This window comes from Leptospira semungkisensis, from assembly GCF_004770055.1.
GTDB lineage: Bacteria > Spirochaetota > Leptospiria > Leptospirales > Leptospiraceae > Leptospira_B > Leptospira_B semungkisensis.
Map to the genome: position 1 here is coordinate 743,545 of NZ_RQEP01000005.1, position 14,869 is coordinate 758,413.

A 14,869-nucleotide genomic window follows, 5' to 3' on the forward strand; every position below is an offset into this window, starting at 1 on the left:
CTGCAGACCGAAAAATTCATCTTCTTTAAATCGAATCCTTAAGTACGGAATTAGGAAAAGATTTGCTAAATCCGTCCTCTGGAAATTTTTTTACTAGATGGGGACATCTTCTTTTCGTAATCTTAATTTACTCTCCTTAATTGTAATATTAGGAAGCGCTTGTTCTTCCGTTCAGAAATTGGACGAGCCTTCTAAGCTGATACAAGAGCCTTATTACAAACCGATCGGAGAGGCTGCCAATGTGTTTATCTACCGCGAGTCCGAAACGGATTTTAGGGTTCGCAAATCGGGACATGAGATCCCTGTGGTGGCATTCAGCCCTATTGAATATCCTAAGTCTGTGGACAATAAACTGGCTTCTTACTTTGAGCAAGAAATCGGTTTGATATGGAAGGATATCAAGTATGCAAACGCAAGAATTTCCAAAGATGCTTGGAAGAACAAAGAAACTCTAACAGACGAATTAAAGAAGAAGGAAGCGGACATCATCGTATTTGGTACGATCTCCGAATCAAATTCGGGTTGGTCTTTTAAATTTGAAATCAAAGATTCAGTCGACGACTCAAAGTTTGGAGATTTCGAACTTAGCTTTAAGAAGCCGGTCTCAACGGAAGAAGTGGGCAACTGGACCCAAGCAATCTTCTGGAAGGCTTCCGATAGAATTATTTCTCTCGAAACAAAGCAAACCACAGTGCCAGTCTGGGATCGCAAACCGGATCTTTCTCGAATCAAAGAGATCGTAAATTCTTCCGTAAAAGGTCTTCTGAATGTTCGTGCGTCCTCTAGCGACACAGAGATCCTTTGGAAAGGAAAATCCTTGGGTTCCGCTCCTCTTCTGGATATTCCAGTTTCGGAAGGTATCCAAGAGATCCAGCTCGTTCTAAAAGGCAAGAAGCCGATCACTAAGACAATTCAAGTCCGAGCAGGAAAGAAAAATTATTTATTCCATGAGTGGGAAGAAGACAAAACTCTCGGCGCTGCGAAAGTGATCAGTGTGCCGAACGGATTGTCGGTTTCTATAGATGGATACAAACAAGGAGAAACTCCCTTCTACCGAAGCAATCTGACTCCAGGTGCATATCAATTAGAACTTCTAAAAGAAAATGCGGACGGAGCTTATGTGTATTATGAAGGAGTCTTGGATGTAAAACCGGACAAGGTCGCAGAACTTGCTCTTCCTTATACTGGTCAAGATCTTCTCTCCGAATCTGAGTTTTGGAAACCATCTGGCGAAATTGGCTTCTCTGCTATCGGTCCGAAAGGATTGGAATTCGCAAAAAAGAAAAATCTTCCGAATGGATGGAATGGCGCTTATTCTTTGCCTTTCATTCCTGAAGAAATGGATCTAGAAGGATACTTTCTTCTTCCTGTAGATCATAAAGAGGGTTCTGTTGCAGTGACCTTTCATTTCCAGGGACTCTCTCTGGGAATAGAAGCCGGTAAGGAAAAAGTCTCCATCTTTCAATTTCCTTCCGACGGAAAAACATTAGGAACTTATAAATACAAAGACGTGGATAAGGATGTGGGCCGTCCCTTCTCCTTTAAAGCCGATCCGAAAACGAAAAAACTCTCTCTCTATCTCGGCCAAGACAAGGTCTGGGAAGGAAATCTTCCTGTAGGAGGACTCTGGACAATTTCCGTATTAACTCGAGGAGAAGAGTTCAGAGAAAAAGCTCCATTGAAAGATTTAAAGATTCTTTATAAAGGATACAAGTGATGAATCGCAAGCTAATCTATCTTATCTCATTTTTATTCGTAATTCTTTTTGGGATCAACTGTGCTTCTAAGGATTTTCGCAAATCCAACGCGCAGGATGCAATCTTAGAAAAGGATATAATTTCACGCCAAAAACTGAAGCAAGCATCTAAGCTCATCAATGAAGGAAACTCTGCCTTCCAAAAGGAAAAATTCGAGTTAGCCTTATCTAAAGGAAAAGATGCGGTAAACACGTATCCAACTGCAGAAGGATATTATTTGATCGGTTCTTCGCAATATCGTTTAGGCAAACCGGAAGAAGCGATTGGTTCTCTTAAAAAGGGAACAGAACTCGATCCTGAGAACGAGCAAATCCTCCTAACACTGGGAATTATTTATACTTCGCAGGGAGCGAACAACGAAGCGATCGATGCGTACTCTAAATTAGAAAAGCTCCCCAAGGTAGATGGATCTTCTTATACATTTAAGAAGGCTGTATTACTCAAGACGATTGGTAAATACGCAGATGCCTATTCTTCTTTAAAATCGATCCCGGAAGATAAGTTCAAATTCAAAGCCCAGCTTTATATGCAATTAGGGGACACTGCAGTCCAGCTGAAAGAATATGAAGCCGCAGAATCTTATTTCGAAAAGGCTAGAAATGTCGATCCTGAGCTAGCTTCTGCAAAACAATCCGCTTCTGCGACTAAGGTTGCTTCTTCATTAGAAAAAGGGAATGCTGCTTTGAAGGCAAAGAATTACAAAGAGGCAGTTCAACATTTTACCTTTGCGACTCAATTGGATCCAAAGAATCCTTCTCCGTATGTCTTTTTAGGGAACGCTAAAATTTTATCCGGAGACAGTGACGGAGCTATCAAAGCATTTGAAACTTCCCTTAAGCTCAAGGCGGATTATTGGGAAGGCTATTCTGGATTAGCCTCAGCTTACAGCAAGTCAGGAAATCATCCTAAAGCGATCGCAGTTTTAGAAAAAGCGATCCCATTCTTTCCTAAAAATGCGGCGATCTACAACCAGATCGGTTTGAACCAAAAGTCTTTGGGAGAAAATGCAAAGGCAATGGTTTCCTTTACAAAGGCGAGGGAATTGGATCCGAATTATAAAGAGCCTGTTTTGAATCTAGTATATCTTCTTGCCTCCGAGAATCGATACAAGACTGCCAGAAATGAATTAGAAAAACTGAAACAAGATGACGAGATAAAAAAAGTCCAAGTCTTCTTGGATGTTTCAGAACTAATCAATGAAGGAGATTTACGTCTTCGTAAAGGAGATACTAAATCAGCCAAGGCGTCTTTTGATAAGGCAAAAGCTAAGGACAGTGATGACCCAAGCGTTTATACTGCGTACGGACGTTTGTATCAGATCTCCGGCGATTCTAAGCAATCGGAACAGAACTATTTAAAGGCTCTTACTTTGCAAAAAGGGAATCTTCTCGCTTTGCAAGGACTGATCCGTCTGTATTCCGCACAGAAAAACCAAACTAAAGTGAATCAATATACCAAAGAACTCGAGGCAGTTACCGGCAATGATCCTATTTCTGGAATTATAATCGCAAGAACCTACGAGGACAAAAAGGAATTTGAAAAGGCGGAGAATGTTTATAAAGGCTTACTCAAAAAGTATCCTGATAACGAGTCCGTACATTTCAGATTGGCTTATCTCTACTATAAGATCGCGTTAGAAGAGAATGAAAAGGCAAATTATGATTCTGCTACTTCCTGGTTGGCCAAAGCAGAAAAACTAACAAAGGATCTACCAGAAATAGCGGAAGCTAGACAAACCATCGAGCAAAACCGAAAGTTTGCAGAGGTGGTCCCTACGATCCAGAAGGCAAACAGGTTCTTTGATTCAAAGGCGTATGAAAAGGCTCTTCCGCTATATCAATCCGCGTATGATAAAACGAAAAAGCTGACCTTATACATTAAGATGGCTGAATGTTATCTCGCTATGGGAATGGAGGAGAAGGGAATCCATTTATTGGAAAACTCTCCTGATGCTTCCAAAAATCTAGCGGCTCAGGAAGCGATCAATGCGTTCCTCTTAAGAAAGGGTGAGATAGAGAATGCAGAGAAGGGCTTCCATAAGATCCTAGAAAAGAAGCCTGATTCGTATTATAGTCATTATCAGTTGGGAATTATCTCTCTTCAGAAGAAAAACTATGACTCTGCAATCGAATCCTTTAATCGCTCATGGCTATTGAATTCCGAGTTCACTGCCTCCAGAATAGGAAAAGGAATCGCATTCTATAACCAAGGCAAGGGCAAAGAAGCAAAAGAAGAATTTGAAAGTGCAATGAAGGCGGATACGGAAAATGAGCTGGCTCCGTATAATATCGGAATTGTGCTCTTTAACGATAATCTTTTGGATCAGTCTGTAAACATATTCAAGGACATCATTAAAAAGAATCCTGACTTCCCGGATGCGTACTTTCAACTTTCTTATATTTACTTTAAGAAAGGAGACTTGGAAGCAGCGGATGCGGAGATCGTGAAAGCGATCGATTTAGAAAGGGATGAAAAGTTCTTACACGCAAGGATCCGTATTTTATCCGAGCTTAGACTTAAGAACCCGAGCAACCCTGATTACAAACGTCTGTCTTTAGAATTAGGAAGAGAGCTTGCGGAGAAGTATCCGAATTCTCCTTATTCCAGCACTGCTGAGAAGCTGGTTCTTTCCGATTCAGATACTCCGGTTATCGTACAACCTTTCCCGAACAGAGGATCTCTAGTAGGAGTTCCAGTTATCGTAAACGATTTGCTTCTGATGAATTATGGATCTTCTATCGAAGCGTTGGACAAGAATAGAGCCATTCGACTTTGGAGGATCACTAGCGGGAAGCCTTTCAAAAATGTCTTAGCAGATCGTAGAGTTTATGCATTTACAGATAAGACTCTAGAGGTACGAGATCAAAACTCAGGATCCGTTTTCAACACGATCAATCTAACAGGAACATTTAAGAAAGCTGCAGTTGCAGGAGATCGTATCTTGGTAGAAACAGAATCGGCTGGCAAAAGAACTTTGACTAGCTATTCGGATGCTTTCGAAGAAAGTAAATCTTTCTCCTTGGATTCAAAGACTTGGTCCGCTTCTAAGAAAGGTCAGATCTTCTTGGTATCTTCCGGACAGAAGGAAGATAAGATCTTATATACCGATTCTAAGTTCTCAAGAGATCCAGAGCAAGCTTGGACCGGCAAAACCGATCCGAAATTACTAGGGGGAACTGACGAAGGTGCTTTCTATAGAACTGATAAGGAGATCCTTTACGTTTCCGCAAATGGTAAAGTCACCAAGTCGGATCTTAAGGATAGGTCTGCATCTCTCTTTAGTGTTCGAGGAAACTCTCTTTGGTTTACCGGAAGTGATAAAGTCTATAGGATCGACGCAGGTTCTTCTTCGGTTGCGGAACTCAAGATCGAAGATAAATCTGTAGAAGGTCTTTTGCCTGGTAAGAAGAAGGATGTGATAGTATTATATAAAGATAATACTGCAGTTAGGTATGGAGAAAAGGGAGAAGTAGTCTGGACCTATAAACTGGCCCAGGATAACGACAACGTTTACTCCCTACTCTATCATTGATAGAACAAGGATCAGATCTTGGTCCGATCTAAATAATAAATGCGGGAGCCTGCCTCCCGCTTCTCTTCTTCGAAATACGAGATCGGAAAACCTTCTCTGGTTAAAGAGAATTCATGATCTTCTTGCTTAAATCTAGAATCATCTCTAAAAAATCGAATTCCTCTGCGAGCATACGGGCCATAATCCGTTGCAAAATGGAATTTTCCTCCTTGTCGGAGAAGGAAATGGACTGTATCTAAGAATCTTGGATTGAGGGTTCTATGCTTATGGTGTCTTCGCTTTGGCCAAGGATCCGGAAAGTTGAGAAGTATCTCATCAAAGATTCCCTCTTCAAAGATTTCTTCTAAAAACCAATTAAAATTGACGGAAAGAAGTCTAACGTTCTCGATTCCTTGCTGAGAAAGATCTCGGAAAGTCTTGCGAATACGATCCGCCTTCTTCTCCATGAGAATATATCCCGTGTTTGGGTTAGCCTTGGCAAGGGCTACAGCAACTTCTCCCCAACCTGAGCCTAGCTCTAGGTAATATGTCCCGAATTCCTTTGGAAATAAATCGCTTTTTTTTAATTTACTTCCGGACTTGATCTTTAAGAAATATTCCGAGGTAAAGGGCAATCTCGTTGCGATTTTCCATTGTTTTTCCCGAAAATCAGATGTCATCGCTCCTCGCCTTTGAAAATACCAAATCTCTAAGTTGTCTAATTTAATACAGTGAAAATAAAATTATACGGAGTGAGAGGATCTCTCCCTACTCCGCTTTCCGGTTCTGAATACAGAGAAAAACTAGAGAAGATCCTGGAAACTGCACATCTGGACTTCAAGACCAAGAACGGTTCCTTCTCGGTGCGGCATTTCTTACAAACTCTGGATCCTAGTCTTCTACGTCCTGTCGGTGGAAATACCACTTGTGTTTATGTGGAATCACAAAAAGGAGAAAAGCTGATCATCGATTGCGGTTCCGGTATGAGGGAACTCGGAAACGATCTGCTTAAAGAAGGGATCGCTCAGGGTGGCAAGATTAAGATCCTAGTCACTCATACTCATTGGGATCATATACAGGGCTGGCCATTCTTCAAGCCAGGCTATATTCCTTCCGTTGAGATAGATTTCTATTCCACAATTGATAATTTAAAGGAAAGGTTCGATCGCCAACAGAATCCGGAGAACTTTCCGATTACCTTGGATGAAATGATGTCCAAGAAGACTTTTAATCTGTTAAAAAGACAGAAAACGGTTCAACTCGGAGATTTCAAAGTAACTCCTTTCTTGCTCAAGCATCCTGGAAATTGTACAGGTTATCATATAGAAGAGAATGGTAAGAGTTTCTTATTCTGCACGGATGTGGAAGTGAGGGACGAGGATCTAGAGGAATTCAATTACCTTAGGCAAAATTTCGGCAAACCGGATATGCTTATCATAGACGCTCAATATAGTTCAGAAGAAGCAGATCGAAAGATCGGATGGGGTCATACTTCGGGTAAGATGGCTGTGAAATGCGGAGAGATCTTAGGTGTGCATAAACTGGTTTTAACTCATCATGAGCCGGATCATCCCGATGAAGAAATCATACGAATGTTCAATGAAGAAAAGAAATCTGCTGACTTAGAAGAGATCCTTCTTGCAAGAGAGTCGGATACATTCGTTCTATAATCCGATCGAGTTAAAGATCTTAGTACTCAAGAAGTAGTTTATAACTGTTCCAATGTCTTTCTAAAAGTTTTCTTATAAAAATAAGAAATCTCCTTTTAAATTTTCTACATCGATGTATTCTTTCTCGGCCATGCAAAGACTAGAGATCGGGACAGAACCTTCTTCCCATAAGGAAGGGCCCGGTTTTTTCGCGGATAAAAGATTTTATATAAGGTTCCGAAAAGACAATCGGGTTCGACTATTTGATAAGGGGCAGTGGAGCGAAGGTACACTATTAGATATTTCGATGATGGGAGCTTCCATTCATTCAGACCAAGAGTGGGAGGCAGGTTCCAAGATAACCATTATGTCGCCAATGTTCACTTGTGAGATAGAAGGCGAGATAATACGTAGATCAAGATCGGCAAACGGTTATAGATACGCTTTAGTATTTCATGATCTATGTGAAGATAGTATACTCGAGATCCTGAACAAGATAGCATACTGTAGTTAACGCTTTTTTTATATGGGCTTGGAATTTTTTTTCAAAGCTCTAAACTCAAAGGCCCCCAGGCCGACATTTATAATAGGATGAACCTGGGAGCAATACAATCTTCCATGATAGAAAGACCGAGAGATACATCGGTTCAGTATATCGGACATGGGCAGCTAGAAAGCTCGCCTCAGTCTACGTCTATCCTACACGTTATTTCCCATGAATTAGGTCACGTTGCCGAATTTAGGAACGAGGCAATTCGTGATAACGCAGAGCTTAGGTCCTTAGAAGTTTCTATCCACTACGAGATGAGAGACGGAAAGTTAGTAGCCGTTGCAGGCGAGACCAAGGCTACTACAGTTAAGAAAGCCGAGAAAGAATCCTCCAAGGGTTGGGAATTAGCTGAGCAAAGCCAATCTTCCGATAAGAAAGCCGAATCTTCTAAAGATAAGGAAGCTGACAATCGTTCCAGTTTGATCACTGACAAAGAGTGGGAACTTATGTCCGAACTCAGAGATATTGATCTGGAATTGAATCGTTTGGATAAAGGACAGGCAACGAACCAAGATCCTGAGAAGAAGAATGAAGACGATGCTCGCCGTCACATGGAGCTCGTTGAGAGAAAAAGAAAATTAGAGATGGCTCTCAGTCAGGAGAAATTGAAAGCTCTTCTGGAAGAAACTCTAAAGACAATCCAGGAACTGAACGAAAAGCAGATCCAATTTGCTGGAAAAGTATATTACGGGGATGCGATCAACGCTGCCGGTAATTTGATAGAAGCACAAGCCTAAGCTTGCTCGTGAACCTCATCGGGCATTCCGTCCTCTTCGATCGGAGGAATAATCAGATTCTTCATCATGTTTTCAATGATCTTTCTAAGTTCAGGTAATCCTTTTCCGTACTTAGGGGAGACTAAAACGATTTCTAACATCGGGTAGAGTCCCTGAATGTTCTTCATCTTCTTTCTTAGTTTGGAAAGTTCTGATTGATTCAGCTTGTCGATCTTAGTTCGAATGAGTACAGGTTTAGTACCTTTCTCGAAGCAAGTCCCGATCAACTCGAGCTCTTCGTCAGGAAGTTCTCTTTGCGCATCGGATAATAGAAAAAGGCATTTTAGATCTTTAGCAGAGTTCAAATAATTCATCAATAGATTCATCATTTGCTCATGATCTTTATGGGAATTTGCGGAATATCCGAATCCAGGAGTATCTACTAGGAACAAAGACTTTGAGACTAAGAAGAAGTTAAGTAACTTAGTCTTTCCTGGCTGGGCAGAAACTTTTGCGAGGGACTTTCTCTCTACGATTGCGTTTAATAATCTGGATTTACCGGAGTTAGAACGGCCGGCGAACGCAATATGAGGAATCCCTTTGACGGGAACCTTAGAAGCGTCGGCATAAGAGGAATAAAACCTAACTTCTCTAAAGAATGGGTCCGGCTTTAGTTCTTGGACTTCTTCCATATACCTTCAATCTCAGTGATCTTGTTGGAAATCATCCGATCGGATATCATCCAAACAGGAGTCCCACATACGTAGACAAACCAATACAGTTTTCCCTTCCCGTTTTAGAATGGGTAGCATTTTTCTGACCGGAAGAGGAATCTCTTTCTCTCTCAGAATTTCGGAAACATCCCGGTGAATTCCTCCAAGCAAAATTCTCTCTCCGTCTCCATCTTCTGACGGGAGACAATCTTTTGGAATTCTTTTGGTTTTTCCGTTCCATCGTAAAAAAGATTTTTCCGCATCAAACTGGAAGTTACTCAAATAATTCGCTTTCTTGGGAAGTATATATAGATCTGACGAAACACTTTTCCAAAACCAAGCTTCTCTATTTTCCAAAGAGAAGGAAACCTTAGAGTCCAGTTTGTTTAATAGATCGTTTAAAAACGCAGAGTTTAAAGGATGTAGCTCCAAGCTTTTGAGATGTAAGTCCAGGATTTGTTTACAGACAGTAACGGATTCTTTTTCTAGAATACGTCGGGATACGATCTGCAATTCAGGCGCTTCTTCCTTTCCATCTTTCGCTAAAAGTCTGGGTGCTTCTAAATCATGGAAGTTTCTGTATACCTTTTCTGGATCGATCCCTTCTCTTAACAAAATAGGAAGAACTTCGGAGCGGATCCTGTTTCGTAAATATTTGTCGGAAGCATTGGATTCATCTTCGAAGATCGGCCAGTCGGATAATTGTAAAGCGACCTTGCGATCTTCTTCAGAAAATAATAGGAGAGGACGCAATCGATTGTTCTCAAAGATTCCTAGGGTTTTGAGTGAATTCCACCCTCCTCCCCGGATTAGTTGAACGATAAGGGTTTCTATATAATCTTCGGAATGATGTCCGGTTGCTATATAAGCATCGAACTTTCGAACTAGCTTTTCTAGATCATGAAAGCGTAATATTCTTCCGGATTCTTCTAAGCCAAATTTAGTTCGTTGAGAGAATTTCGGGACGTTTTTTTTTTAAAGACCAATAAAATGTCGAGAGACTTCGCAAATTTTTTGATCTCTGATTCTTGCTCCTGATTCATTCGAATAGAATGGTCCAGATGATAAAGAACAGGTGGTTTTAAGATAAGTTCTTTTTCTAACAGCCAAAGATAGAAATGAAGTAGCAGAGAGGAGTCTTTTCCTCCGGAATACGCTAGGACTGCGGTTTTTTCCCTCATCAAGGAATGATAAACTCCGAGCCTTTCCCAGGCAGTTTGGAAAATGTTTTGGATTGGTTCTTTCATTTGGAGATCAGTCGCTTCATTCCTATCAGAGTTATATCGTCCGTCTGCTCCCTCTCCCCGGTAAAGTTTTTTATCTCTTTTACGATCGTATCTAGCATGCTCGGAAAGCTTTCTTTCTTTGCGGAATAAATGCAGTCATTCAGTCGATCCATTTCAAATAATCTTTCTTCCGGATCCATGGCTTCCCAAACCCCATCGGTGAACATTAAAAAGAAATCTCCTGGTTCTAAAGAGAATTCTCCCTTATTCTCAAAGCCGTCTATCTCCGCTTCAATTCCTAGGACTACTCCACCGGTTTGGATTTCTTGAATCCTATCTTCTTTCTTTCTGTAAATGAGAATGCTTCCTTGCCCTCCTCCACTGAATACGAAACGGTTTTCATTTCGATCCCAATGGATAATGGTTAGAGACATGAAACGAGGAGACACGGAGTCCTTAAAATAATTCTGATATAGATACGTATTAACAGTTACTAGTATCTCCCAAGGAGAAGGATTCTTTCTTACGAGAGAATGGATTACGGTTCGGACGGTAGCCATCACTATTCCTGCCGGAACTCCTTTGCCGCTCACATCTCCGATACAGATATAGGTTTCCTTGTTGGAAGGGTCTGTTATAAAATCATAATAGTCTCCTCCCACTCCGATCGCGGGAATCATGAGCCCGCCAAATTCGTATCCAGGTTGCATCGGCATTTTTCTAGGCAGCAGAGATCTTTGCAGGTCTCTTGCAATTTCAATTTCCTTATCTAGCCTTTCTTTTTCGGCTCTTTGGTGGAATAAATGAAAGTTCTGAATAGATATGCCGGCTTGGATCGCAAATGCGTTCAATACATCTATCTCTTCTGTGCTCCAATGAAGTGATTCATCTTTTGCAAGAAGGATCCAAATCTCAGAATTATCGGATCTAAGTACAGGAAGGATCGCTAAATGTTTCTTACCATTTCCGAGAGTCTTCCACTCTTTTAAATTTGCGGAATCTATCTGGATTGCTGAATCGCCCGTTTGTTTTAATACGGACCATTCTCCCTTTAAATGCACATTTAATTTTATCTCAGGAGCTCTTGGGCTTCCTGTTAACAGATGTCCTTCGATAATCTGATTCTTTCCTGTTTCGTCCGTTTTTCTCTCGAGAAGAGCAAACAAATCGCTTTCCGAAAATTCAGTTAAGGAGAGAAGAATGACCCGAAAGATCTCCGTTCTATATTTGAATCCTAAGCTGCTCAATTTTAAAGCGGCAGAATGAAGATTACGAAAATTCCTAGATTGGGTCTGAGATACTTCGAATAGAATCCTGTTCTTTAGTGTTGTTGCAAATTGACTCGCTATCAGTTCTAAAAAGTATCTATCCTTCTCCGCTTGGATTGGATCGTCCTTTTCGTAATCTACATTAATAAGTCCTAATACTTCCTTCTTGAGGTGGATTGGAACGCTGAGCTCCGATTCTACCTGATTCACTCTTCCGTATTGTCTGATCTGTTTGTGAGGTTGGTCCTTGAATCTATAATAAACTGATTTGCAGGTCTCTATGCTTTGACCGAGAGGTCCGTTATCTTCTCCCTTTTTGATTTCCATTCGGAAGGCAAGTTTTTCTAAGGCGGGCCCTTTCTTATTCTTACATGATTTCACTAAGATCCGATCTAATCTAGGTTCATAAACCATCACTGAGATCCCAGGCAGATTCAGTTTTCTAAAGGCTAGATTCGTAAAGTCCTGCAACAGGTCATCTAGGTTGGGACTTGTATTGAATAAGGATAGGAATTCCAACAAGATCTCATTGGAAAGACTAGGAGCTTCAGGAGGTTTGGCCCGGTTTCTTTTTCTTTTTTCCAGGATCCATTCGCGGCCGCACGAGTTACAAAGGAATTTACCTTGTCCGTACTTGCCCTCAGGCTTATAAGATTCTCCGCAAAATACGCAGGACATCCGGAGAGAAAGGATACGGATATTCTGAAACTAGGAAAGATGTTTTTCTCTCTTTCTTTCACAAATCAGTAAATTCTCGCGAGTTTCCGAACCATTTCGAAGCTGGAATCTCTTCTAAATCATATTCTAGAAAAATTCATGTATAGAATTTCGAAGCCTGTTATTGTCTGATTAAGCAGAATTATCAAGATTTGCTTCTCTCGCTGAAAAGAAAGCTAAGTGCTCGAATTTTAGGTTTTTTCCTTGACCGCAAAATCATCAATTAGCATTTTTTTTAAGCAGATGTCAGGTTATATAAAGCCCAGCCCATTACGCCATATCCAAGAAGTGGCGACGGCAATGAATTCAACTCTTGATCCGGATCGCCTTTTGGATCTTATCTTGGAGAGATGTATCCAAATTTGTGAGGTCGGTTCCGGATCTCTCATGTTAATCAGTCGGGCAGACGAAGTTTTGGACATTGTCACATTCCGTGGAATGAACCCTTCTGTTCGTACCAAAGTGAAACTTAGGGTGGGAGAAGGGATTACCGGGATCGTGGCCGCTTCCGGCGAAGGGATGATCGTCAACGACGTAACCCAGAACCCTCATTATATTTCCATCAAAGACGATATACTTTCCGAGCTAGCGGTTCCAATGATCGTGGAAGACGAGGTGATCGGTGTTATCTCTTTGGATTCTAGCAGAAAGCAAGCATTCTCCGAAGAGCATCTGGAACTCGTTTCTACTCTGGCCAATATGGCGGCTCAGATCTTCAAGAACCTCCAGACCTTCCGTCAGTTGGAGCAAAAGAACAAGATCCAACAAGTACTCATTGATATATCTAGGACTGTAACTTCTACTCTGATCCTCCAAGAGATCTTTGATGATATTATGGAGAGACTTGACAAGTCTCTGAACCTAGAAAGAGGTTCTATTGTTCTATTCGAACCTGAAAGGAATATACTCAAACTCCAAGCAGCTTCCGGTCTTACTGCCGAAGAAATGGAGAAAGGGGTTTATCTTCCTGGAGAAGGAGTTACAGGTCGAGTCTACGAAAATGGAGAAGCAGTCATCGTAGAATCAATCGTAAGCGATGAGAATTTTTTGAATCGCTTGGACAATGCCAGCCACTTCAAGAATAATCCTGAGAACGTTAGTTTTCTTGCCGCTCCGATTAAATCCGACACAGACGTGCTAGGCGTGGTCAGCGTATTCTTTGTGCATAAGAAGTACGTAGACTTAAAAACGTATTTAGACTTTTTGCAAGTAGTCGCTTCCGTTATTTATCAAGCGATCCGTATCCAAAAGCTGATCGATGAAGAGAAGAGAGAGATCTCGAGAGAGAACGTTCTCTTAAAACGAGAACTCAAGAATAAGTACAAATTCGGTTCTTTGATCGGTAAGTCCAAGTCTATGGAGAAGCTCTTTGAGATGATCCAATTGGTTTCGGATTCCAGAGCTTCTGTCTTGATCACTGGAGAATCAGGAACCGGTAAGGAAATGATCGCATCTGCGATCCATTACAACTCTTCTCGTTCTGATAAACCTTTTATCAAGATCAACTGTGCCGCTATTCCTGAGAATCTGTTAGAGTCCGAGTTATTTGGTCATAAGAAAGGATCGTTTACCGGAGCAGTTGCGGATAAGAAGGGAAAATTCGAGATGGCCGATACGGGTACCATCTTCTTGGATGAGATCGGAGAGATGGATCTCAACTTACAATCCAAACTTCTTCGAGTTCTGCAAGAGAAAGAGATTGAAGCAGTCGGTTCGGTAAAACCTAAGAAGATTGATGTTCGAATTATCGCTGCTACAAATGCAGAGTTAGAGGATCTGATTTCTCAAAAACTATTCAGAGCGGATCTATATTATAGATTGAATGTAGTAAACATGGAAACTCCTCCATTAAGAGATCGACTGGAAGATGTTCCATTGCTCATCAATCACTTCATTTCAAAATACTCCAATGAAAATGTAAAGAAGATCAAGGGAATCACTCGAGAGGCTCACAAACTTCTGATGAGTTATACTTGGCCAGGTAACGTTCGAGAATTAGAGAACGTGATCGAAAGAGCAGTAGTATTGTCCCAATCGGAAATGTTGGACATCCAAGACTTCTCCGATATCAGCGGAAGAATTCTCTACGGAGACGAGGGAGAAGATGTCGAGGTCGGTGCAGATCCGGAAGCAGGTTCCGAAGTGGCGAGCTCTAGATTCTCTCCTGCTCATTTGGACGCGTTAGACGGAAGAGCGATGGAAGTGGTCGTAGGAGAAGTCGAAGCAAGGCTTATCAAGTACGCTATGAAGAAATTCAAGTATACCAAGACCAGAGTCGCCAAGTTCTTGGGAATCAACCGGAACACTCTCGATAAGAAGATCAAGGATCTAAAGATAGATTATTAAGAGAGTTTCGTCTGCCAGTGCTGGTCGAATTCTTTATAATTGCAGGTTAGCTCTTCGTCCTTTAGGATCTTGCGGACTGCTCTGTCTCTTCCTGCAGGATTACTGGAACCGCTAACTCCCGTTTTATCTTCGAGAGTGTTTGCATGGTCGCTATGGTTCATAAAGCGGGAATTATCTACGCAGAAGTACCATTGTTCTTCAAATAGATAAGAATACGTGTGGATTAGAACTCGCAAACGTTCAGGCAACGCTTCTACTTCTTGCTGGGTAAGGATCCAAACCGTTTTAGGATGAAACTCCCAAATCAGTTCTCCTTCTTCTATATCTCTTCCGGCAAAAACGCCTAAGCCTCCGATAGGAGAGTCGGCTACGTAAGTTGGTACTTTCAGCATACTAAACGAAAAAAAAGGGAGGGA

At 41.4% G+C, this 14,869-nt stretch carries 12 protein-coding genes; 6 read left to right on the plus strand and 6 right to left on the minus strand.

Annotation, left to right across the window (positions count from 1 at the left end):
• Nucleotides 1–97: 97 nt before the first annotated feature.
• Both EHO59_RS03625 and EHO59_RS03630 read left to right on the plus strand, forming a co-directional pair.
• A complete protein-coding gene (locus EHO59_RS03625; RefSeq protein ID WP_246052638.1) occupies nucleotides 98–1,717 on the plus strand; it encodes an LIC10124 family lipoprotein in 1,620 nt (539 codons plus the stop codon).
• Nucleotides 1,717–5,289 carry a tetratricopeptide repeat protein gene (locus EHO59_RS03630; protein ID WP_135584825.1) on the plus strand — a complete coding sequence of 1,191 codons (3,573 nt, stop codon included), beginning with the start codon at nucleotides 1,717–1,719 and terminating at the stop codon, nucleotides 5,287–5,289. Before EHO59_RS03625 ends, EHO59_RS03630 begins: the two co-directional genes overlap by 1 nt.
• Before the next feature lie 11 nt (nucleotides 5,290–5,300).
• On the opposite strand, the gene trmB is transcribed toward EHO59_RS03630, so the two are convergent.
• The gene (gene trmB / locus EHO59_RS03635) at nucleotides 5,301–5,948 is read right to left on the minus strand and encodes a tRNA (guanine(46)-N(7))-methyltransferase TrmB (protein WP_135584827.1); all 648 of its coding nucleotides are present in this window, start codon (nucleotides 5,946–5,948) and stop codon (nucleotides 5,301–5,303) included.
• 51 nt (nucleotides 5,949–5,999) lie between these two features.
• Here trmB and EHO59_RS03640 point away from each other — a divergent pair, with 51 nt between their 5' ends.
• The 3 genes from EHO59_RS03640 (at nucleotide 6,000) to EHO59_RS03650 (ending at nucleotide 8,204) form a co-directional block, all read left to right on the plus strand.
• Nucleotides 6,000–6,938 carry an MBL fold metallo-hydrolase gene (locus EHO59_RS03640; protein ID WP_135584829.1) on the plus strand — a complete coding sequence of 313 codons (939 nt, stop codon included), beginning with the start codon at nucleotides 6,000–6,002 and terminating at the stop codon, nucleotides 6,936–6,938.
• A gap of 130 nt (nucleotides 6,939–7,068) precedes the next feature.
• Nucleotides 7,069–7,431: a PilZ domain-containing protein gene (locus EHO59_RS03645; protein ID WP_135584831.1), complete on the plus strand. Its 363-nt coding sequence runs from the start codon at nucleotides 7,069–7,071 to the stop codon at nucleotides 7,429–7,431.
• A gap of 77 nt (nucleotides 7,432–7,508) precedes the next feature.
• Nucleotides 7,509–8,204 (plus strand): hypothetical protein, encoded by a 696-nt coding sequence (locus tag EHO59_RS03650; RefSeq protein WP_135584833.1) that lies wholly within the window; start codon nucleotides 7,509–7,511, stop codon nucleotides 8,202–8,204.
• Here the strand turns inward: EHO59_RS03650 and yihA are convergent.
• The 4 genes from yihA to EHO59_RS03670 are packed head-to-tail and all read right to left on the minus strand — an operon-like array spanning nucleotide 8,201 to nucleotide 12,068.
• A complete protein-coding gene (yihA, locus tag EHO59_RS03655) occupies nucleotides 8,201–8,875 on the minus strand; it encodes a ribosome biogenesis GTP-binding protein YihA/YsxC (protein ID WP_135584835.1) in 675 nt (224 codons plus the stop codon). The genes EHO59_RS03650 and yihA overlap by 4 nt on opposite strands.
• Nucleotides 8,876–8,887: 12 nt before the next feature.
• On the minus strand, nucleotides 8,888–9,811 hold the full coding sequence (gene tilS / locus EHO59_RS18330; RefSeq protein WP_281275710.1) for a tRNA lysidine(34) synthetase TilS: 924 nt from the start codon (nucleotides 9,809–9,811) through the stop codon (nucleotides 8,888–8,890).
• A gap of 14 nt (nucleotides 9,812–9,825) precedes the next feature.
• Entirely contained in the window at nucleotides 9,826–10,143 is a 318-nt protein-coding gene (locus tag EHO59_RS18335; protein WP_135584839.1) for a PP-loop family protein, read from the minus strand.
• Complete coding sequence (locus tag EHO59_RS03670) at nucleotides 10,140–12,068, minus strand: GAF domain-containing SpoIIE family protein phosphatase (protein ID WP_135584841.1); 1,929 nt, start codon at nucleotides 12,066–12,068, stop codon at nucleotides 10,140–10,142. The genes EHO59_RS18335 and EHO59_RS03670 overlap by 4 nt, the downstream gene beginning before the upstream one ends.
• Before the next feature lie 339 nt (nucleotides 12,069–12,407).
• On the opposite strand from EHO59_RS03670, the gene EHO59_RS03675 reads away from it, so the two are divergent.
• Nucleotides 12,408–14,453 carry a sigma-54-dependent Fis family transcriptional regulator gene (locus EHO59_RS03675; RefSeq protein WP_135584843.1) on the plus strand — a complete coding sequence of 682 codons (2,046 nt, stop codon included), beginning with the start codon at nucleotides 12,408–12,410 and terminating at the stop codon, nucleotides 14,451–14,453.
• On the opposite strand, the gene EHO59_RS03680 is transcribed toward EHO59_RS03675, so the two are convergent.
• Entirely contained in the window at nucleotides 14,450–14,845 is a 396-nt protein-coding gene (locus tag EHO59_RS03680) for an SET domain-containing protein (RefSeq protein WP_135584845.1), read from the minus strand. The genes EHO59_RS03675 and EHO59_RS03680 overlap by 4 nt on opposite strands.
• Between the last annotated feature and the right edge of the window lie 24 nt (nucleotides 14,846–14,869).